Genomic DNA, 20,672 nt, shown 5'->3' on the forward strand with positions numbered 1-20,672 from the left:
TTTCTCCTTCGAGCAGGCGCCTGCAAGCAACCTTCCGGGGAATGTTTTATGACAGCGGACTTCGGCTGATCTCTTCGCAAAGCGCCACCTGAAAGCGGCTCTGGCAGGGTGTTCTGGATAGGCCGGCTGCCAACGCACAGGCTTTAAGCACGCTACCGCCCCGGGATTGACCGTCAATTTCCCGAGAACGCGGCCCGCCAAAGGTTCTGCCCGCAGGCAGCCTCAGGCCTGGCGGATGTTGGCCAGCGGCATCACCAGCCGCTGGGTTCTTTGCATCAGGTTGAGCAGTATTACCACACGTTCGGTGCCGTCGTAACATTCAAACAACGCATCGAGTTCGGCAAAGGCGCCGTCGGCAATGCGCACCCGATCACCGGTTTTCAGCAGGGTAACGGCTGGCTGTTTTTTCTCCCCGGCCACGCGCTTGCGCAGCTGATCGACAATATTGTGCGCGACAGGCAGGGGCGTATCGTTGAAGGTCACCAGGCGGCTAACGCCACGGGTGGAACGGATCGGACGCCAGTTGTCCGCCAGCGGGTCCAGGTAGATAAACAGGTAGCCGGGGAAAAGCGGCTCCAGCAACTCGCAGCGCTTGCCGCCACGGATGCGTTCAACGGTCATGCAAGGCGCAAAGCAGTCGTAACCCTGGAATTCAAGATTTTCCAGCGCACGGGCGTCCTGCCGGGGCTTGGTTTGCAACAGATACCAGGCGCGCTGTACTGCCATTGCGCTCTCCGTGTTCAGATTCCGTTTTCGGCCAGGCCGAGCAACCGAAACCAGTTGTCGAGTGTGTGTCCGGCTTGAGTATGGATGGATCGACGGAGCTTATCCACCCTGTTGAATTACAGGCGTTTATCCACCTGATCCAGCGCCAGCATTCCTTTCACATCAAACAATACACTGTGTTCGAGGTCCCTGCACAGCCCGCGGATGCGTTCTGCCCCCATCTCCTGGAACTGGCGATGGGCCACGGCCAGAACCACGGCATCAAACTGGCCCTGCTGCGGGCTTTCCAGCAGTGCCAGGCCGTATTCGTCCCGTGCCTGTTCAGGCTCAACCCAGGGGTCGTGCACATCCACATGGGCACCGTAGGACTCAAGCTCGCGCACCACGTCGATGACCTTGGTGTTGCGGATATCGGGGCAGTTTTCCTTGAACGACAGCCCGAGGATCAGCACCCTGGCATCGGCCACGTGCACCCGGCGCTTGATCATCAGCTTGACCACCTCTTCGGCCACATACTGTCCCATGCCATCATTGATGCGCCGGCCCGCCAGGATGACGTCGGGAAAGTAGCCCGCTGCCTGTGCCTTGTGGGTCAGGTAATAGGGATCGACACCGATGCAGTGGCCACCCACCAGCCCCGGCCGGAACGGCAGGAAGTTCCACTTGGTGCCGGCGGCTTCCAGCACCTGGGAGGTATCGATACCGAGCTTGCCGAAGATGATTGCCAGCTCATTCACCAGGGCGATATTCAGGTCACGCTGGGTGTTTTCGATCACCTTGGAGGCTTCGGCCACCTTGATGCTGCCGGCCTTGTGGGTACCCGCGGTAATCACGCGGCGATACAGCGCATCGACAAAGTCCGCCACCTCGGGCGTGGAGCCCGACGTCACCTTGACGATGCTCGGCAGGCGGTGCTGCTTGTCACCGGGATTGATGCGCTCGGGGCTGTAGCCGACAAAGAAATCGCTGTTGAAGGCCATGCCGGAGGCCGCCTCCAGCACCGGTACGCACACCTCTTCGGTCGCGCCGGGGTAGACCGTGGACTCGTAAATGACCACGGAGCCGGGCTGCAAAATCGAGCCGATAGCCTGGCTGGCCTTGCGCAGCGGCGACAGGTCCGGCTGCTTGCTGTCATCCACCGGGGTCGGCACCGTGACGATAAAGACATTGCACTGCGCCACGTCGGCAAGATCCGCACTGAAACTCAGCTGGCTGGCCGTGCGCAGCTCCTCGGGTTCGACTTCCAGCGTGCTGTCCTGCCCGCTCCTGAGCTCATCGACCCGCCCGCGGTTGATATCAAAGCCGACGGTGTCGAACTGCTTTCCAAACTCGACCGCCAGTGGCAGCCCCACGTAACCCAGACCCAACACACAGATCCTGATGTTATTCAGGTCCAACATTCTTTACGCCCTTGTGCTCTGAATATCGCAAAGCAGGTATCATAGCAGCCACAGGCGGATTGCGGGTAGCCGTGGCTTAGTGCTAAATCCCTGCCCCCTCGCCATCACTTGAGCAGCCGCAAATAACATTCCCGTGACCCAACTGCAGCACGCCAGCATCGACTGGAAAAACGACCGGCCACTGTCCACCCGATTCAGGGAAGCCTATTTCGATCCGGACGTAGGCCCAACCGAGGCCCGGCATGTATTCCTTGCCGGCAACCGCCTTGCCGAGCGCTTTGCCAACCTAGAGCAGCCCCACTTTTGCATCGCCGAAACCGGCTTTGGCAGCGGGCTCAACTTCCTCGTTACGCGGGAACTCTGGCGGCAACGCGCGCCCGCGCACGCAAGGCTGCATTACATTTCGGTTGAAAAGCACCCCCTGAATGCCGACGACCTGGCACGCTGCCTGGCTCTGTGGCCGGGTTTTTCCGACGCCACCGCGCAGCTGCTGGCGCAGTACCCGCCGCTGCTGGAAGGGCTGCACCGGCTTGAGCTCGACAACGGCTGCATCAGCCTGACGCTGGTCTTCGGTGATGCCGCCAGGGGTCTTGCCGAGGTCGAGGGTACCGTGGATGCCTGGTATCTCGATGGTTTTGAGCCTGCCGGAAACCCGGACATCAAGTCCGCCGCGCTCTTCGCCCAAGTCGCACGCCTGAGCCATGCCTGCGGCCAGCAACCGACGACCCTCGCCTGCGCCTGTTCGGCGCCCAGGGTACAGGTGGGCCTGCAGCAGGCCGGCTTCAGGCTGACCCGGACTCCGGGCCCAGGCTCCCTGCCCGAAATCCTCAGCGCCACCTTTGCCGGTGCGCCAGCCAAGGGCCAGACCGGCGTAGCGAAACAGCCCTGGTTTGACAGGCCCGCCCCACTTCCGCGCCCCGATGCGGCACTGGTGCTGGGCGCAGGGCTCGCCGGCGCCTGTGCCGCCCATGCGCTGGCGCGCCGGGGTATTGCCGTTACGGTGCTGGAGCGCTGCGCCAAGCCCGCCAGCGGCGGGTCCGGCAATCGCCAGGGTGCGCTCTACGCCAAGCTGCCGGTGCGGCCCACCAAGCAGGGCTTGCTGCACAGCACCGGGCTCGACTACAGCCGCCACCTGCTAGCGCACCTGAGCGCACAGGGGCTGTTGCCCGACCACGCCTGGCAGGCCTGCGGGCTGCTGCAGCTGGCCCAGAACGACAAGGAAATCGCCCGGCAACGGCAGCTGGTCGACACCGGCGCCTACCCCGATACGCTGGTTCGGGCAGTCAGCGCCGGCGAGGCCAGTGACATCGCGGGCACTGATACACCCCACAGCGGGCTCTTCTTCCCGGGAGCCGGCTGGGTGTCGCCGGTGGAGCTGTGCCAGGCGCTGCTGCAACACCCGCTGATCAGCCTGCGTACCGGCACAACGATCACATCGCTGGAGCCGCAGCCGGACGGGCAATGGCAGGTACGCTGCGACAGCGGCACTACCTACCAGGCCCCGGTCGTTATAGTCGCAACCGCAGCTGCCGCCAGGGCACTGCCCGCGCTTTCGCACCTGCCGCTTAAATCCATTCGCGGCCAGGTGAGCGAAACCCCGCAGCCGGCAACGCAAGCGCCGCTGCGTACCGTTGTCTGCGGCGATGGCTATATACCGCCCCCCATGAACGGGACCTACTGCTTTGGCGCCACCTTCGACCTGCACGACAGCGACACCGAGGTGCGCCCGGAGGATCACCTGAGCAACCTCGCCACCCTGACGCGCTCCCTGCCCACCCTTGGCGCAGCACTCTCGCAACAACCCCTGCAGGGCCGGGTGGCCTTTCGCTGTTCGACACCGGACTACCTGCCCATCGTCGGGCCAGCCCCGAACGCAGAACGCTTTGTCAGCGACTACGCCCGCCTGCGCCAGGACCGAAAATGGTCCTTTGATACTGAACCCAGCCACCACGGCGGACTCTATGTCAGTGTCGGCCATGGTTCCAAGGGGCTGCTAACCTGCCCTGTTGGCGCAGAATTACTGGCCAGCCTGGTCTGTAACGAGCCATTGCCGCTTGGGCGCACCCTCACCGACGCTCTGAGCCCGGCGCGCTTTATCATCAAGAATCTGATCCGCGGGTCGATATAGCGAATACGGGCATTAAAAACAGTTCGTGGCGGGACGCCGCTCCCACAGATCTCTGCGCCCACGCATACCCGGGGAGGTTTCATGGCACTTGTCATCTATGATCAGGGATACCGGATCCAGACGCCCGTGCGGGCGCTGTTCAAGCCTGGCGGCGTCAACAGCCTCGAGCCGATCAAGGCGCTGCACCCGGCCGCCGGCGAAGAGCAGCGGATTGAAACCGAAGCCGAACGCTTCCGCTTACAGGGCGCCGGACTAGCGGGAAAAAAGCATCCGCAGCAGCCGGCCCAGCGTGCCTATGCCGCCAGCGAAAAGGCCGCAGAACAGCCCGGCGCCCCCCAGCTTTTGGCCGCCCAGATCATGACCAGCCCGGTGCAGCATATCAGCCCTGAAACGACCATCAGGGACGCCCAGGCGCGCATGCGTCGCCTCAACATCCAGCACCTGGTGGTGATCTCGACAGAACAGCGGCCGCTGGCCCTGCTCAACGCCCTGGACCTGGATCAAAGCACGCTGCCGCCGCAAAGCCCCGTCGCTGTCATCCATGGCCGTCACCTGCTGGCGGCATCCCCCACAACCGATGCCTCCCACCTGGCGGCCAGCTTTGTCGAATTTGATCTGAACGCGATACCCATTGTCGATGCCGACGATACGCTGGTGGGGATAGTGACACGCACCGACCTGCTGCGGCTGTTGATTACCGGGGCGCATATCGAGCGCTGGGCTTGATTGAGGGGCAGGCTGCAAGGAGCTAGGGGCAAGGAGCAAGGAGCAAGGAGCAAGGGGCTAGGAGGGTGATTCGTGATTCGTGATTCGTGATTCGTGATTCGTGATTCGTGATTCGTGATTCGTGATTCGTGATTCGTGATTCGTGATTCGTGATTCGTGATTCGTGATTCGTGATCAGTGTGCCCGACTGCTTTTCCAATAACCAGTTACTAATAACCAATTACTACTCACCAATTACCAATAACCAACGGCAAAGCACCGGAGCAGTGATGCGGGATCAGTTATGCGTAATTCAAAGCGCTTAAGCCGCTCTTTCCTTGCACCTTTAAACCTTGCACCTTCGACCTTGCACCTTGCACCTTGCACCTTGCACCTTTGACCTTGCACCTTCGTCCTGCCCGCCCACCTGCTCTTCGCCCGACTCAGTGCCGCGAACGCTCGCCCGGCAGAGCCCGGTGCGAGTCTGAACGGGTATTCAGCGGGGGCGCTTCATCGGCGTTGCCACCAAAGAGCCGCGCCAGAAAACGGAACACCCGCTTGACACCGCGCCAGACCCTGGGCAGCAGCCACACCAGCAGCAGCACGAACACCAGCAGTCCGGCAAGGAACAGCCAGGGGTTGTACAGTGCCGCCCAGATACCGCCGATGACGACGACGTCTTCGGTAATGGATGCCGTCCAGTTGCTGAATGGCTCCGGCGATGTGTTGATCAGAACCCGGCTGCCGGCCTTGGCCGCATGAGTCGCGGTGGCCAGCGAGCCGCCGACAATGGCGGCGGCCACCTCTACCGGCAGGCCGATCTCGCCCACGGCGCCCGCCGCCAGCGCGGCCCCCGCCGGTATGCGGATAAAGGTATGCAGGGTATCCCAGCCGGTATCCACACCCGGCACCTTGTCGGCGAAAAACTCGACACAGTACATCAGGCCGGCGGCCATCAGCACCATCGGGTCTCCCACCACCTCAAGCCCGGGGGGCAGCACGATGTTACCTGTATTGGACAGCACGCCCAGCATCAGCAGGGTCGCGTAGAGATTGATGCCGCTGGCCCAGGCCAGGCCCATGGACAGGGCAATCATTTGGGTGATTTGCTCAAGCTGATCCATAGCGCCTCCGATAGCGGTTATAGGGTGGATTCAGGGCGCAAAAGCCGCCGTCGGCAAGGCTCGGCGCCGGATTATTTTTCCAGCTGACCCTTGGCCACTATATTGCAAAGCCCTGTACTTTCGCTGAACAGTATAACCACCTGCCCCAGCTCCAGCAGGCGGCGCACCTGCCCTATTCGACTCGCCAGGGGCGTTTCCCGTTCACCATAATCGGTGCCATCGCGGGTCACAAACTCGCTGATCAGGTTATCCAGCGTATCGGGGGCCAGCTCGCCATGGGGAATAATCACCACCAGCTCCACAGGCGCTGCCATTCCCAGCGGTTGGGGTCCACCAGTTCGGGGCAGCTTTGCAGCTCGTCACTGTAGAGCCGGGCCCGCGCCGCCACCCGTTCGGCTTCCTTTTCGATCCAGATGCCACGGTGCACGCCCTGACTGTAGGCGCCGGGCCCAAGGCGATACGCCAGATAGAGCGCGTCCACCTGGGCGATATCCAGCTGCAGCATCTGGCGGTTGCGCGCCACACCCCAGCCGAGGAAATCCACCGCATCGTCGATATTGTCAGTGGTCGCCGACCAGTTGCTCCGGGCAATGCGATACTCGTCCCAGGTATTGCCAAAGGGCAGTACATGGCGCTTGCGCCCGCCTCCCAGCGGTGGCTCAAGCAGCGCCAGCGCCACGGCGGGTTCGAGTCCCCACTGCGCCCTGGCATTCTGCACCGCCACGCGCAGGCGTCCCTGGCGATCCAGCAAGGTACAGGTTGCGGGCGTTGCCGCCTCGACTGCAACCTCGGGCGCCGCTGGGGCCGCTGCACTATCCGAAAAACCCGGCAGCCAGGACGGCGTAACAGACGCACACCCGGCCAGCCAGACTGCGGGCAGGAGCCCGACCAGGCGCTTAATGGGTAATGCCATAGTGCTGGAGCTGTTCAACGAATTCTCCTTCATCAATCACCTTGACCGCCAGCGACTGGGCCTTGGCGAGCTTCGAGCCTGCGCCCGGGCCCGCCACCACACAGTCGGTTTTTTTGGATACGCTGCCCGACACCTTGGCGCCGAGCGACTGCAAATAATCCTTGGCCTGATCCCGCGTCATCAGCTCCAGTGTCCCGGTGAGCACCCAGGTCTGGCCGCTCAAAGGCTCAACTGCAACCTCGTCGGCTTGCGCCTGTTCAGCTTCGCAGCTCCAGTGCATGCCAAACGCCAGCAGCTGCGCCTCCAGGGCCTGCACCCGGGCGCACCAGTCACTGTCCTGCAGTTTTTCCAGCAGACTTTTGCCGGCAGCCTTGGACAGTTTTGGCACGGCCTCGAGCTGCGCCTCGTCAGCTTCGAGCAGCGCCTGCAGCGAGCCAAAGTGGGCGGCCAGGTGCTGGGCCATCACCGGACCGACCTTGTCCACTTTCAGCTTTGCCAGCAAGTCCGCCAGCGAAACACTGCCGCGCTGCGACACACCCAGCTCGCCGCTGCCCTCTGGCACCACGCCGAGCGCTGCCAGATCAGCAATCACCTGGCGATTATGTTCATCCTCGAAAAAGTCCGCAATCTCGCGGGCGACGCCCAGCCCCACCTCGGGCAGGCAGGTCAGTACCAGCGGCAGGGCTGCGGCTATGCGCTCCAGGCTGCCGAGGTTCTGCGCCAGCACCCGCGCCGTGCCTTCACCCACTTCGCTGATGCCCAGTGCATAAATGAAGCGCGCCAGCGGCACCCGCTTGCTGGCCTGGATCGCATGGTACAGTTTCTGCGATGAGACTTCAGCAAAGCCCTCCAGCGCCATGAAGTCATTGATACGCAGCCGGTACAGGTCGGCAGGTGAGCGCACCAGCTCCCGCTCTACCAGCTGCTCGACGCTCTTGTCGCCCAGGCCATCGATATCCATCGCCCGGCGCGAAACAAAATGAATGATGGCCTGGGACAGCTGGGCCCGGCAGGCCAGGCGGCCAACGCAGTGAAAGCCCGTGCCATCCACCAGTTCTTCCTTGCCCTTAAGCATGCGCACCAGCTGGTTGCGCACCACCTGTGAACCACACTCGGGACAGTGTTCCGGAACATGTACCGGCGTTTCCGCCCCCGTGCGCCGCTCGGTCACCACCTGCACCACCTGGGGAATCACATCCCCTGCGCGGCGTACCACCACAGTGTCACCGACACGCAGATCCAGCCGGCCGATTTCGTCCATATTGTGCAAGGTGGCATTACTGACGGTCACGCCGCCGACAAACACCGGCTCCAGCCGCGCCACCGGCGTGACCGCGCCAGTGCGACCCACCTGGAACTCCACCGCCTGTACCCGGGTAATTTCTTCCTGGGCCGGGAACTTGTGGGCGATGGCCCAGCGCGGGGCGCGGGACACGAAGCCCAGCTCAGCCTGCTGGGCGCGCGCGTTCACCTTGAAGACAATGCCATCGATGTCATATTTCAGGCTGTCGCGCCGGGCGGCAAGGTCCTGGTAATAGTCCAGGCAACCCTCCGCCCCCTGTACCAGGCGCATCTCTGGGTTGATGCGAAACCCCCAGCGGTGCAGCAGCTGCAGGGTTTCGAAATGGCCTGGGGGGAGTTCAACGTCATCGGAGACCACGCCGGTACTGTAACTGCACATTTCCAGCGGCCGGTCCGCCGTAATGCGGGCATCCAGCTGGCGCAGACTGCCGGCGGCGGCGTTGCGCGGATTCACGAAGGTTTTCTCGTCCCGCTCGCGCTGACGTTCATTCAGCGCGTCGAAACCGGCCTTGGGCAGGTAAATCTCGCCACGGACTTCCAGCCGGCGGGGCCAGCCAGTGCCATTAAGCTGCAGCGGCACACTGCGAAGCGTACGCACGTTCTGGGTAATATCCTCCCCCGTGGTGCCATCGCCCCGGGTTGCGGCCCGCACCAGCAGGCCATCCTCGTACAGCACGCTGACGGCAATGCCATCCAGCTTGGGCTCACAGGCAAAGGCGATATCGTCGCTGGCGGCAAGCTTCAGCCGCTCCTGCACCCGGCGTACAAAGTCACGCAGTTCCTCGGCATTAAAGGCATTGTCCAGCGACAGCATCGGCATTTCGTGCTGCACCTGGCTAAAGGCGGACAGGGGACTGGCACCGACACGCTGGGTAGGGGAGCTGGCGGTAACGAGGTGCGGATGTTCCGTTTCGAGCGCCCTGAGGCGCTGGAACAGGCGGTCATATTCGGCGTCCGGCACTTGTGGCTCATCGAGCACATAGTAACGGTAATTATGTTGATTCAGGGCATCACGCAGTTGCCGCAGTTCCTGCTCAATCGTTACAGCCGAACACATGGAATCGATGTCATCCTGGAAAAGAAATTATGGGTTTTGAAGGCATCCGCAGAGCGGGTGTGGCGAGGCCCTGACAGCCCCGCCTCAGATACGAAAACCAGGCGCGGGAGTCAGGCGCGGGAGCCGCCCCGGCGCGAGCGGTTGTGCATTTCGAAGTCGCGGATGCGCTGGCGATAATGCTCCTTGGTCTGGGGGCGCAGCACCGAGCGGTTTTCATCCAGCAGATCGCCATCGAGATGCTCGGCCAGGGTTTCGGCCGTCGCCAGCATGCACTCGAAGGCGTTCATCACATCCCGCGGCTCCTCCATCGACATGAAGAAAGTCACTGCGGGGGTGCGCATCTGGTCGATCGTGGCCAGGTCGAAGGTACCGGGATTCACGGCATTGGCCATGCTGAACTGCACCGGGCCGGTGTCGCTGCCATCTTCGTGGCGATGGAAGATCGCCATGTCGCCAAAGTGCAGGTCGCAGGCCGCCAGAAGCCGGTGCAGCAGGCCACCGGGAAAGCCACCTTCCGCAGTGGATACCGCGGTAATGACCAGTACATTTTCCGGTTTGGGCACAGACTCGCCGTGACGGGCCCGGGTCGACGCGGTCTCGCCAGGATCGACGTCATCCGCAGCCTCGGTAGCGGCACCGAACAACAGGTCCTGCTGCGGCGCTTCCGGCTTCGCCTTGCGCCTGGCGGGCTCAACTTCAGCCTGACGGCTTTCGGGCGCGGCAGCCCCGCGCCGGGGCTGACGATTGCGTTCCATCAGCAACGGAATGGGCTTTTCCAGATCCAGCGCGGGCTGCTCGGGAAGCTCATCGAACAAGGGATCGGTTTCGCCAAAGTCCACCGCCGCTGGAGCATCCGCAGCCGTGCGTCGAGACATACGCTCGCTGGCAGGCGTACCGGCCGGTGACCGGGGCGCTGGTGCCTCTGGAGGCGACGCAGGCCGGGAGACTGCAGGCTGCGCTGGCGGCGGGGCCGGATAGTCGTCCTCAGCCGGTTCGTCGAACAGCGGGTCCACTTCTGCCCCAGGCACAGGCCGCCGGGCAGGCGCCGGGGTAGCAGGTTCCGGGGGAACAGCGGGGGGTGCCGGTGTATCGAAGGCCGCTGGCGCAACATCCGGCACAGGGGCCACTCTGGCAGCTGTGCCGGGCTCGGACGCCGGAGACTGTGGCGCAGGTTTGGCCGCGACCTTGTCATCATCAGCCAGCCCAAAGGTCGGCTCGATGCGTTCGTGGCGCTCAGTTGCCTGCTCATGAGCGCGTTCGGTCGCCGGCGCAGCCTGAGTCGCCATTTTCGCCGTATAGGCCGCCGACGGTTTGCGCTTGGGCACAAACTCCGGCGCATCACCGCTAATGGGTCGGGCGCCACCGTAGGGCAGTTCGGGATTGTTCGAGGACTCCACCGGTTCATCCGGCAGATCGCGCAGTTTGCGATCGATATCCATGCGCAAACTGTTGCGGCCACCGCGCACACGGCGCCAGCCATCGAAGATGATCAGCGCGATGACAACCACACCGCCGATGACAAGCCACTCTCTGAGGCTGATCTCCATAAATCCGCTGCTATCTCAAAGTTTCAAGACTGGCGCCCATCCGAACTCTGGCCACCGACTGCTTGCATTGCCGGGACAGTCTCCGTCCTGACAATAACAGATGCAACTATAGACCGAGCGACGACTACTCCACAACCTGATCAATAACCAGATCAAGCGCTTGCGTCTGTCCGCGTACCGAAACCGGGCTCAAAATGGCGAACAGGTCACCCGGTTTTGGCTCCGGCGTTCCCGTGAGGGAAATACGCGCGCCCACCTCAACCTCCTCCACACCGGACAGGCGCGCCTGGGGCGTCATCGCCTGGGTATCGTCAAGCACCACTTCCAGCGGCAGATCCGAGACCTTGAGTCTCACCGCTGCCAGCGGCATGCGACCACCCACCGGGCGGGCAAACACGAACACCGCCTGGTCCGGCGACAGCGAGCTGCCAAGACCCTCGGCCAGGCGCACCGCCAGACGGATTTCCGCCGCCTCGATACCGGGAATATCCGGTACCGGCTCGCCCAGGGCGCGCAGCTCCTGCTGCGCCCGGCGGATGCCAGCCTTGAGGGACTCTGCCGCCGTCGGGTCCGCCTGTCCCAGCGCCTGGGACCAGAAATCGATGGACTCGGCATAGCGCTGCTGCTCGAAGGCATCGATCCCCAGCAGCCCCAGGGCCGTCATCTCGCTGGGGTTGCGCTCCAGCGTGGCGTTCACCTGTGCCCGTACCTCAGTGTTCATCTTGCCATCATTGGCAAAATACAGTGCCTGGGCATACTGCCCCATGACGCCGGTGTACTGGGGTGCATCCTCGGGCAGGCGGTCGAGCACCTGTCTGAAGGCGGCGATACCCTCGTCATAGCGCCCGGCACCCATGTAGGTGGTCGCCAGCAGGTACCAGCCCTCGACATTCTCCGGCGTCACCTCGAGTTCATGTTCGAGCCGCGCCAACGCCTCTTCCAGCGTCGGCGAACGCCCCTCAAAGGGGTCCGGCTGCGCCTGGCGTTCCAGTGCCAGCTCCAGCCGCGGCGCGCTGCCGAGCTTGGCATAGAGCCCCAGGGCGCTGATAACCAGCAACAGTGCCATTACCGACACCGTGAGCACCTGCAGGCCGCTGATCTTCGAGACCTGCAGCCGCGCCTCGCTATCACCCACGTCCTGCAACAGGCTGCGCTCGAGTTCCAGCTTCAGCTCGTCGAATTCGGCCTGGGCCAGGTTGCCCTGGGCCTTTTCCTGCTCCAGTTCCGACAGGCGCTCACGGTAGATATCGATATTCTGCCGGTCACGATCCTCGGCGACTTCCAGCTGCTGCAGCCTGCGTGCCCGCAGCAGCGGCAGCAATACGATACCCAGCGCACAAAGAGTCAGCAGCGCTATTCCGGTCCACAGACCCGCCATTATTTGTCATCCTGTTTCAGCAATTCTTCCAGCCGGCGGCGCTCGGCCGCCGATAAGGTCTCGGCAGGTTCGGCTACATCCGCAGCCGCGCCATCGTTACTAGCCCTGCGGCGCCGGCGCGTCATCACCAGTATCACCACCGCACCGATCGCCAGCAGGCCAAAGGGGCCATACCAGAGCACCAGCGTCTGGGGAGTCAGGCGCGGGCGGTACAGCACGAACTCGCCGTAGCGCGCCACCATGAAATCGACGATATCCTGATCCGAGTCGCCCTGCTGCAGCATGCGGTGGATCTCGGTCCGCAGATCCTCGGCGATGGGGGAATTGGAGTCGGCGATGTTCTGGTTCTGGCACTTGGGACAGCGCAGTTCGGCGGTCAGGCTCTGAAACCGCTCCCTTGTGGCCTCGTCGCGAAACTCGAAACTGTCGATGGCTGCCTGCGTCGTGAGCGGCAACCACAGCAGCAGTGCGATCAGCAGCTGTCTCATGAGCCGCTCTCCTCAAGTTCCTGCATCAGCCCACGCAGCTTGACCCAGACCTTCTCGTTCACCTCGCCCACATGGCGATAGCGGATGATGCCGTCCTTGTCGAGGATGTAGGTTTCGGGCGCACCATAGACGCCCAGGTCCAGCCCCAGGGTGCCCTTGTCATCGTAGATGTTGAGCACATAGGGATCCTCGTAGCGGGTCAGCCAGTCCTGCGCCTTGGCGCGGTCATCCTTGTAGTTGATGCCATAGATGGTCACCCCCTCTTCCCGGGCTATGCGGTTGAGCTGCTCATGCTCCTGCTTGCAGGTCGGGCACCAGGTGGCCCAGACGTTAAGCAGCGCCGGCTTGCCCTTGAGCTGCTGCTCGCTGAGCCGGGTGTTTTCGTCATAGACGGAGCTGAGACTGAAACTCGGCATCGGCTTGTCGATCAGCGCCGAGGGCAACTCGGACGGATCCAGTTGCAAACCGCGCCACAGAAAGATGCCCATCACGAAGAAAATGAGCAGCGGAATAAACACCAGCAGTCGTCTTAACATCTTCAGAATCCTTGAGATCAGGCCGCAGCCGGCGCCTTGCGGCGCGCCTGCTTGCGATAGCGCGGGTCGCTCGCGGCCAGCAGGCCACCGAACGTCATCAGCAGTCCACCTAGCCAGAGCCAGCGCACGTAGGGCTTGTGCTGTACCCGCACCGCCCAGGCCCCCTCGCCGAGGGACTCACCCATGGCGACATAGAGGTCGCGGAACAGGCCGCCATCGATAGCCGCCTCCGTCATCACCATGCCCCGGGCCTCGTAAAAGCGCTTTTCCGGGAACATCTCGGTGTAGGCGACGCCGTTTTTCAGCACCCGGACACGCGCCATGTCGGACAGGTAGTTGGGCCCCTGGTGCTCGCGCACGCCATCGAACACGAAGGTGTACTCGCCGAACTCGACGCTGTCGCCGGGCGCCATGCGCAGATCCCGCGCCTCGCTGTAGAGCGAGACCATGGTGACACCCACCACCACGGCGGCGATGCCGGTATGGGCCAGCACCATGGCGCAATAGCTGCGCGACAGGCTGCGCAGGCCATCGCGCAGGCGACGCTTGCTGCGGACCTTGGCGTAGATGTCGCGCACCTGGCCGAAGACCACCCAGTAGGCCAGCGCCATGGCGCCGGCGGCGACCAGGTTAAAGTTTCCATCCATCAGCAGGGGCGTGGCTATGCCGCACAGAATCGCCAGCACCGCCGGCAACCAGAGTATCAGCGACAGCTGTTTCGCCTGGCTCTGCTTCCAGCGCGATACGGTACCGACGCTCATAAACAGCACCAGCAGCGCCATCAGCGGCACAAACAGGCTGTTGAAGTACGGTGGGCCGACGGAAATCTTGCCCATGCCCAGGGCGTCGATCAGCAGCGGGTACAGGGTACCCAGCAGGACCATCAGGCACACCACGACCAGCACGATGTTGTTGAGCAGCAGCAGGGTTTCGCGCGACAGCAGTGCGAAGGTCGAATCGCTCTTCACGTGGGCGGCACGCAGCGCGTACAGCAGCAGGGAGCCACCAATGGACAGCCCCAGCAAGATCAGCACGAAGAAGCCGCGTTCGGGGTCGGTGGCGAAGGCATGCACCGAGGTCAGCACGCCCGAGCGCACCAGGAAGGTGCCCAGCAGGCTCAGCGAAAACGCGAAGATGGCCAGCAGCACGGTCCAGCTTTTGAAGACACCGCGTTTTTCCGTCACCGCCAGACTGTGTACCAGCGCCGTGCCCACCAGCCAGGGCATAAAGGATGCGTTTTCTACCGGATCCCAGAACCACCAGCCACCCCAGCCAAGCTCGTAATACGCCCACCAGCTGCCAAGACCAATCCCCAGGGACAGAAACGCCCAGGCCAGCACCGTCCAGGGGCGTGACCAGCGGGCCCAGGCCGCATCCAGCCGGCCGCTCAGCAGGGCGGCGATGGCGAAGGCAAAGGCCACCGAGAAGCCCACATAGCCCATGTAGAGCATCGGTGGGTGAATAATCAGGCCGATATCCTGCAGCAGCGGGTTAAGGTCGCCACCTTCGGCCGGAAAACCGGGCAGCAGGCGTTCAAACGGGCTCGATGTCAGCAACGTGAACGAAATGAAGCCCACCGCGATCATGCCCATCACGCCCAGCACCCGCGCCAGTATATCCAGCGGCAGGTCGCGGCTCTTGGCGGCCACGGCCCAGGTCCAGCCACCGAGGATCAGCACCCACAGCAGCAGCGAGCCTTCATGCCCGCCCCAGACCGCACTGAACTTGTAGTGGGTCGGCAGCAAGGTGTTGGAATTGCCCGCCACATAGGCCACCGAGAAGTCATCGGCCAGAAAGGCCTGTACCAGGCACGCCATGCTGATCAGCAGAAACAGGAACTGGCCCCGGGCCAGTGGCCGGGCATACCCCATCCAAAGCAGGTTGTTGGTACTGGCGCCCACCATCGGCACCACCGCCAGCAGCACCGACATGCACAGCGCCAGGATCAGCGCGTACTCACCGAGTTCAGGAATCATTTGTTAAACACCTCGGGTTCAGGCACCGGCAGGGTACCGGCCGCCTTGAGGGCTTCAGCCACTTCGGGCGGCATGTAGTTTTCATCGTGCTTGGCCAGCACTTCCACCGCGGTAAAGACACCACGCGCGTCCATGCTGCCCTGGGCCACAATGCCCTGACCTTCGCGGAACAGGTCCGGCAGGATGCCGGTGAACTCCACCGGCACGGACTTGGCGAAGTCGGTCAGCTCGAATTTCACCAGCAGCGACTGCGTATCGCGAATCACGGAGCCCTCCACCACCATGCCACCGGCCCGGATACGGGTGCCCAGGGGCACTTCACCGTCGGCGATCTGCGTCGGCGAATAGAACAGGTTGATGTTCTGCTTGAGCGCGAACAGTGCCAGCCCCACGGCCACCGACACCCCCACCAGAATGGCCAGCACGATTGTCAGGCGGCGCTTGCGTTTGGGATTCATGACAGCCCCTTTTCACGGCGCGCGCGGCGCGCCTGCTGGTTAAGGAACTGCCGCGTCTGGCGCAGCGGCTGCACCAGGTTGAGCACCACGATGGCCAGGGCTATGCCGTAGGCCAGCCAGACATAGAGCCCGTGCCCGCCCATCTCGATGAAATCTGCCATACTCTCGAACTTCACGTTCACCTCAGCAACTACAGTCAAATTCGGTCTGCCCGCTGCGGGAGCCTCGCTCCCGGCAATCAGCCGGCTCTGTTCAGCGCGACTCGACCAGCGCCTGCACCCAGGAGCTGCGCCGCTCGCGACAAAGAATTTCGTGGCGCAGTCGCAACATCAGCGACACCGCAAAGAAACAGTAAAAACCCACCACCATGACCAGCAGCGGCAGCCACATTTCCACCGGCATCGCCGGCTTCTCGGTCAGTGTGAAGGTGGCGGGCTGGTGCAGGGTATTCCACCACTCCACCGAGTACTTGATGATCGGGATATTCACCAGTCCCACCAGCGCCAGTACGGCGGTGGACTGGGCCGCGGTGCTGGCGTTTTCGATTGCCGAGTGCAACGCCATCACGCCCAGGTACAGAAACAGCAGGATCAGCATGGAGGTCAGACGCGCGTCCCAGACCCACCAGGAGCCCCATGTCGGCTTGCCCCAGATAGCGCCGGTGGCCAACGCCAGCACCGCCAGGGACGCCCCCAGGGGCGCACAGGCCTTGGCAACCATGTCGGCCACCTTCATTTTCCAGATCAGGCCAATGGCGCCCGCCAGCGCCATCATCATGTAGCACGACTGCGCCAGGATGGCCGAGGGCACATGGATATAGATGATCCGGAAGCTGTTGCCCTGCTGGTAGTCCGCCGGCGCGAACAGCAGCGCCCAGACCGTACCGCCCAGCAGGAGCACCAGCGTCAGCAGGCTGAAAGCCGGCAGCAGCTTGCCGGTAATGTCATAACACCAGCGCGGTGACGCCAGCTGGTAGAACCAGCGCGGCATCCAGTTTTTATCGGTCTTGTTATTGGCCATAAAGCTCAGCTACCCACTTACAGAAATTCGTAAAGCCGCCCCGATCGCCAGCGGTGCCAGCACCACGCCCAGTGCCAGCATGGCCCCCAGCAGTGCCAGATACCCCGCCAGCGGCAGGCCCGTCACCGCCGCCTGCACCGCCCCGGAGCCAAAAATCAGCACCGGAATATACAGCGGCAGCACCAGCAGGGAAATCAGCACGCCCCCCTTGCGCAGACCCACCGTCAGGGCCGCACCGATGGCGCCGACAAGGCTCAGCGTCGGTGTGCCCAGCAGCAGGCTCAGCATCAGCCCGCCCATGCCCTCGGCCGGCAGAAACAGCATCAGCCCCAGCAGCGGCGCCATCAGCGTCAGCGGCAAACCGGTCATGACCCAGTGCGCCAGCACCCGCGCCAGTACGACCAGGATCAGTGGCTGCGGACTCAGCAGCGCCTGTTCCAGGGTGCCATCCTCAAAATCGGCCCGGAACAGGCTGTCCATCGACAGCAGCGTCGACAGCAGCGCCGCCACCCAGACCAGACCCGGCGCCAGTTGCGCCAGAAAGCCGGGCTCAGGGCTGACCCCCAGGGGAAACAGGGTCGCCACCATCAGGAAAAAAATCAGCGGATTCACAAGGTCGCTTTTGCTGCGAAACGCCAGCAGCAAATCACGCTTCAGTGCCGCCCGAAACACCCCTGCGGCACCAGGCCCTTGCCGTCTGGCCGGCTCATTAGTCGCCATCTCGCTCATGAAGTTCCAGCCAGTTGATCCAGATTCAGTCGACGCAGCCCATCAAGCTGCAGTTCGTGGTGCGTGGTGAGGATAACCGTACCGCCACAGGCGGCATGACGTAGGATCAGCTGCTCCTTTTGTGCCACGCCCTTTTTGTCGATGGCGGTAAAGGGCTCGTCCAGAATCCACAGCGCAGCCTGGCTCAGGTACAGCCTTGCCAGGCTCACCCGCCGGTGCTGCCCGGCGGACAGCATGTGACAGGGTACATCCTCGTAACCGCGCAGGCCGACCTGCTGCAGGGCCGAATCGATAGACGCCAAATCCGCCCCCTGTAATGCCGCGTACCAGCCGAGATTCTCCTGCGGTGTCAGGGTCGCTTTCACGCCCGGCAGGTGACCGAAATACAGCAAATCCTGGCGATACTCGTCCACCACCTCGGCCATCGGTTCGCCGCGCCAGTACAGCTCACCTTCGTAGTTGCGCGACAGCCCACCGAGGATGCGCAGCAAGGTGGTTTTGCCGCTGCCGTTCTGTCCTTCGATCTGCAGGACCTCACCGGCACCGACCGCAAAGGACAGGCCGTCGAACAACACCCGCTCGTCACGCTCGCAATACAGATTCTCGACTTTCAACAAAGGCTCAGCCAATCAAGCAACCTCAAAATAGCAGTACAACAGTAAAGACAGACTCAGCCGCCAATATCCTTGCTACAGCACCGGCGCGAAACGGATCTCAAACGACAGCCGACCACGGAACAGCACCCGCTCATCGCGCTCGCAGCAGAGACTCTCAACTTTTAACAACGGCTCAGCCAAACCATGACCCTCTCAACGGCAACAGAGCTATACTCCTTCTGCCCGCCATCACGGATAAAATGCGCCATTATATACAAATTCTGTGGTGCCGGCGCCGTGCATTCAACCCCTGCTTTGGAGCCGTTTTGATACCTACTTTGGCCCCCAACCTGCTACCCCGTCAGCCCGTGGCGAGCGAACCGCTACTGGCACGCCTTCTCCCCGCAGGAGGCCAGCTGGCAGCGACGGTAGTACAGTCTGGCAGCGACAGCAACGGCGCGCGTCTTCAAATCCGGCTGCATCTCGCCGGACAATTGCTTGAACTCAACAGCCGCCAGCCACTGCCGGCCGGTACTGCCGTAACGCTGTCACGCAACAGCACAGGCCAGCTGCAGCTCAATCTCGCACCGCCCAGCACAGCCAATACAGCCACGCCAGGCGCTACCCCGCCTGCCAACAGCCAGCCACCGGTACCACAGCAGCCCGCCGCAGCCACGGCGACACCCCGCCCCCCCCATTCCTCGACGACCGCCGCCTTGGACAATGCCCTTCGCACCAGCCTGCCGCGCCAGCAAAGCCTGGGCGCCGTGCTTAACCAGCTGGCCCAGCAGCTGGAGCCCGGAGCCGGCACGGGCAGTGCAGTGACGCGGCAGCTCGGCCCCCTGGTGCAGTCCCTGCTGCAGATGTTTGGCATTACGCCGGGACAGCGGGACAGTGCGCCGGCGGTGCGACGAAATATCGAGAAAGGCGGCTTCTTCACCGAGGCCCGGCTCAGCCAGGGCGTAATCCCGACCGCCAACCCGAAAACCAATACCGGACCCGACCTCAAGGCACAGATGGGGCAGCTGCAGCAGCTCGCCAACGCCCTGCCCCCCCAGGCCCGCGAGCAGATGCACAGACTGCTTGGGGACCTGCTGGCGCGCATCACCAGCGCCCAGGTCAGCAGTGCCAGGCAAAACCAGGACCTGCCGGATGGCGCGATCGAGCGCCACCTGGCGCTGGACCTTCCGGTACGCCAGGGCAACCAGCTGGACAACGTGGAACTGAGAATCAAGCGCCACAGCGCGGGCCAGGAAGAAGACCCTGCCAGCAGCCACTGGCGGGTGAGACTGAAGTTCGACCTGCAGCAACAGGGGTCGCTGGAAGCGGAGCTGCGTCTGCAGGACAACAACCACCTGAGCGCCCGCTTCTGGGCGCCTGAGCCGGACACAGCACGCCTGATTGAGCAGCGCCTGCAAGGCTTTGCCCAGAGCCTCGCGCGCCAGGGGATTTATGTCGATGACCTGGCTTGCCACCAGGGCACGGCACCACGCAGTGAATCCGCGATCCGGCACCAGCTGATCAACATTAAAACCTGACAACAGCCGGAGCAAACCCGTGAAGCCAGCCAAACCGATCAACCCCAGGGACAGCGCCGTGGTACTGGGTTATGCCCCCGGACAGCGCGCACCCGAGGTACTCGCCAAGGGACGCGGACTCGTCGCCGAGCAGATCATCGCCCTGGCCGAAGAGCACCAGGTGCATATCCACAAAAGTCCGGAGTTACTGGAGGTACTGATCCGACTGGAGCTGGGGGACGAAATTCCCCAGGCACTGTACCAGGCGATAGCCGAGGTGATTGCCTTCGCCTACCAGCTCAAGGCAGAGCCGCCGGTATGATGCAGATGCTTGCGGGCCAGGGAGCAGGTGCAAGCTGCAAGGTTAAAGGCACAAGGGAAAGAACTGCACGGCCGCAAGAGCAACGAAGCTTTACTGGATCTGAGCTGGAATCCTGCGCGCCCGGGTAGAACGGCGGGGCGAACCCCATATTGGTTATTCGTAATTAGTTATTGGTGAAACAGCACTCAATCTCTCCACCAATCACTAATCACTAATCACTAATCACTAATCACCAATCACAGCCCACCAATCACAACCCATCAATCACCAGCCCCCCGACATGATGGACTTTGCCCGGCCGCTCAAGCCTGAGCCGTCAAACCCGCAGCACTAAGACCGTTTCTGCGGCAAGGACTCGGTGGATTGCAGCTCGCGGTGCAGCAGTGCCATCAGCTCGGCTTCCGGCCGGCCTATGCCACAGCTTTTCACCAGGTCATCGACATTGCCACCCATCTCCATCAGCCGTGCCGCCTGGTTATAGGCCAGCACGCCGGGATCGCGGTTTTCCAGCTCCTGCTGTTTTTCCACCGTAATATTGAGCCGGCGTTCGGCATCCATCAGCCGGCGCCCCATACCAATGGAGCCGCTGGTCATGGAACGGATTTCATTGCGCAGCACGTTGATCAGCGCCTGCTGCTGGCGCTCGTAGTAACGCATGCGCCGGTACAGCATGACGCCTGCCCCCGTTCCCGCAAGGGACAGGAGCACAAAGCCAAGCCAGAGTATTGTTATTTGCGTCACCCAAACCAT

The 20,672-nt window shown here is 63.0% G+C and carries 21 protein-coding genes; 4 read left to right on the forward strand and 17 right to left on the reverse strand.

Annotated elements, in window-relative coordinates; translation table 11 throughout:
• Positions 1–222 precede the first annotated feature (222 nt).
• Entirely contained in the window at positions 223–726 is a 504-nt protein-coding gene (gene rfaH, locus KDW95_RS11805; protein ID WP_255852000.1) for a transcription/translation regulatory transformer protein RfaH, read from the reverse strand.
• Between the two features lie 116 nt (positions 727–842).
• The gene (gene tviB, locus KDW95_RS11810) at positions 843–2,126 is read right to left on the reverse strand and encodes a Vi polysaccharide biosynthesis UDP-N-acetylglucosamine C-6 dehydrogenase TviB (protein WP_255852001.1); all 1,284 of its coding nucleotides are present in this window, start codon (positions 2,124–2,126) and stop codon (positions 843–845) included.
• A 133-nt stretch (positions 2,127–2,259) separates the two neighbouring features.
• Here tviB and mnmC point away from each other — a divergent pair, with 133 nt between their 5' ends.
• Both mnmC and KDW95_RS11820 read left to right on the forward strand, forming a co-directional pair.
• Positions 2,260–4,254: a bifunctional tRNA (5-methylaminomethyl-2-thiouridine)(34)-methyltransferase MnmD/FAD-dependent 5-carboxymethylaminomethyl-2-thiouridine(34) oxidoreductase MnmC gene (mnmC, locus tag KDW95_RS11815; protein ID WP_255852002.1), complete on the forward strand. Its 1,995-nt coding sequence runs from the start codon at positions 2,260–2,262 to the stop codon at positions 4,252–4,254.
• 81 nt (positions 4,255–4,335) lie between these two features.
• Entirely contained in the window at positions 4,336–4,980 is a 645-nt protein-coding gene (locus tag KDW95_RS11820; RefSeq protein ID WP_255852003.1) for a CBS domain-containing protein, read from the forward strand.
• Between the two features lie 422 nt (positions 4,981–5,402).
• Here the strand turns inward: KDW95_RS11820 and KDW95_RS11825 are convergent, their stop codons facing one another.
• The 14 genes from KDW95_RS11825 to ccmA all read right to left on the reverse strand — a co-directional run bounded on the left by KDW95_RS11825 (position 5,403) and on the right by ccmA (position 18,116).
• On the reverse strand, positions 5,403–6,083 hold the full coding sequence (locus tag KDW95_RS11825) for a DUF4126 domain-containing protein (protein ID WP_255852004.1): 681 nt from the start codon (positions 6,081–6,083) through the stop codon (positions 5,403–5,405).
• Positions 6,084–6,154: 71 nt separating this feature from the next.
• Complete coding sequence (locus tag KDW95_RS11830) at positions 6,155–6,373, reverse strand: YheU family protein (protein ID WP_255852005.1); 219 nt, start codon at positions 6,371–6,373, stop codon at positions 6,155–6,157.
• Complete coding sequence (locus tag KDW95_RS11835; RefSeq protein WP_255852007.1) at positions 6,370–7,014, reverse strand: transglycosylase SLT domain-containing protein; 645 nt, start codon at positions 7,012–7,014, stop codon at positions 6,370–6,372. The genes KDW95_RS11830 and KDW95_RS11835 overlap by 4 nt, the downstream gene beginning before the upstream one ends.
• Positions 6,980–9,355, reverse strand: a complete 2,376-nt coding sequence (gene ligA / locus KDW95_RS11840; RefSeq protein ID WP_255852008.1) for an NAD-dependent DNA ligase LigA — start codon at positions 9,353–9,355, stop codon at positions 6,980–6,982. The genes KDW95_RS11835 and ligA overlap by 35 nt, the downstream gene beginning before the upstream one ends.
• 110 nt (positions 9,356–9,465) lie before the next feature.
• Positions 9,466–10,902 carry a cell division protein ZipA gene (gene zipA, locus KDW95_RS11845; protein WP_255852009.1) on the reverse strand — a complete coding sequence of 479 codons (1,437 nt, stop codon included), beginning with the start codon at positions 10,900–10,902 and terminating at the stop codon, positions 9,466–9,468.
• 124 nt (positions 10,903–11,026) lie between these two features.
• Positions 11,027–12,280 (reverse strand): c-type cytochrome biogenesis protein CcmI, encoded by a 1,254-nt coding sequence (gene ccmI / locus KDW95_RS11850; RefSeq protein WP_255852010.1) that lies wholly within the window; start codon positions 12,278–12,280, stop codon positions 11,027–11,029.
• The gene (locus tag KDW95_RS11855; protein WP_255852011.1) at positions 12,280–12,768 is read right to left on the reverse strand and encodes a cytochrome c-type biogenesis protein; all 489 of its coding nucleotides are present in this window, start codon (positions 12,766–12,768) and stop codon (positions 12,280–12,282) included. The genes ccmI and KDW95_RS11855 overlap by 1 nt, the downstream gene beginning before the upstream one ends.
• A complete protein-coding gene (locus KDW95_RS11860; protein ID WP_255852012.1) occupies positions 12,765–13,304 on the reverse strand; it encodes a DsbE family thiol:disulfide interchange protein in 540 nt (179 codons plus the stop codon). Before KDW95_RS11860 ends, KDW95_RS11855 begins: the two co-directional genes overlap by 4 nt.
• Before the next feature lie 17 nt (positions 13,305–13,321).
• Complete coding sequence (locus tag KDW95_RS11865; RefSeq protein WP_255852013.1) at positions 13,322–15,280, reverse strand: heme lyase CcmF/NrfE family subunit; 1,959 nt, start codon at positions 15,278–15,280, stop codon at positions 13,322–13,324.
• Positions 15,277–15,738, reverse strand: a complete 462-nt coding sequence (gene ccmE / locus KDW95_RS11870) for a cytochrome c maturation protein CcmE (protein ID WP_255852014.1) — start codon at positions 15,736–15,738, stop codon at positions 15,277–15,279. The genes KDW95_RS11865 and ccmE overlap by 4 nt, the downstream gene beginning before the upstream one ends.
• Entirely contained in the window at positions 15,735–15,914 is a 180-nt protein-coding gene (ccmD, locus tag KDW95_RS11875) for a heme exporter protein CcmD (RefSeq protein WP_255852015.1), read from the reverse strand. Before ccmD ends, ccmE begins: the two co-directional genes overlap by 4 nt.
• A 76-nt stretch (positions 15,915–15,990) precedes the next feature.
• On the reverse strand, positions 15,991–16,758 hold the full coding sequence (locus tag KDW95_RS11880) for a heme ABC transporter permease (protein WP_255852016.1): 768 nt from the start codon (positions 16,756–16,758) through the stop codon (positions 15,991–15,993).
• 9 nt (positions 16,759–16,767) lie between these two features.
• Entirely contained in the window at positions 16,768–17,478 is a 711-nt protein-coding gene (gene ccmB, locus KDW95_RS11885) for a heme exporter protein CcmB (protein ID WP_255852017.1), read from the reverse strand.
• A 5-nt stretch (positions 17,479–17,483) separates the two neighbouring features.
• Complete coding sequence (gene ccmA, locus KDW95_RS11890; protein WP_255852018.1) at positions 17,484–18,116, reverse strand: cytochrome c biogenesis heme-transporting ATPase CcmA; 633 nt, start codon at positions 18,114–18,116, stop codon at positions 17,484–17,486.
• Positions 18,117–18,409: 293 nt separating this feature from the next.
• On the opposite strand from ccmA, the gene KDW95_RS11895 reads away from it, so the two are divergent.
• Positions 18,410–19,621 carry a flagellar hook-length control protein FliK gene (locus KDW95_RS11895; protein WP_255852019.1) on the forward strand — a complete coding sequence of 404 codons (1,212 nt, stop codon included), beginning with the start codon at positions 18,410–18,412 and terminating at the stop codon, positions 19,619–19,621.
• A gap of 19 nt (positions 19,622–19,640) precedes the next feature.
• Entirely contained in the window at positions 19,641–19,922 is a 282-nt protein-coding gene (locus KDW95_RS11900) for an EscU/YscU/HrcU family type III secretion system export apparatus switch protein (protein WP_370646625.1), read from the forward strand.
• A 330-nt stretch (positions 19,923–20,252) separates the two neighbouring features.
• On the opposite strand, the gene KDW95_RS11905 is transcribed toward KDW95_RS11900, so the two are convergent.
• Positions 20,253–20,672 (reverse strand): DUF2802 domain-containing protein, encoded by a 420-nt coding sequence (locus tag KDW95_RS11905; RefSeq protein WP_255852020.1) that lies wholly within the window; start codon positions 20,670–20,672, stop codon positions 20,253–20,255.

Origin of the sequence: Marinobacterium rhizophilum (assembly GCF_024397915.1) — a bacterium.
Lineage (GTDB): Bacteria > Pseudomonadota > Gammaproteobacteria > Pseudomonadales > Balneatricaceae > Marinobacterium_A > Marinobacterium_A rhizophilum_A.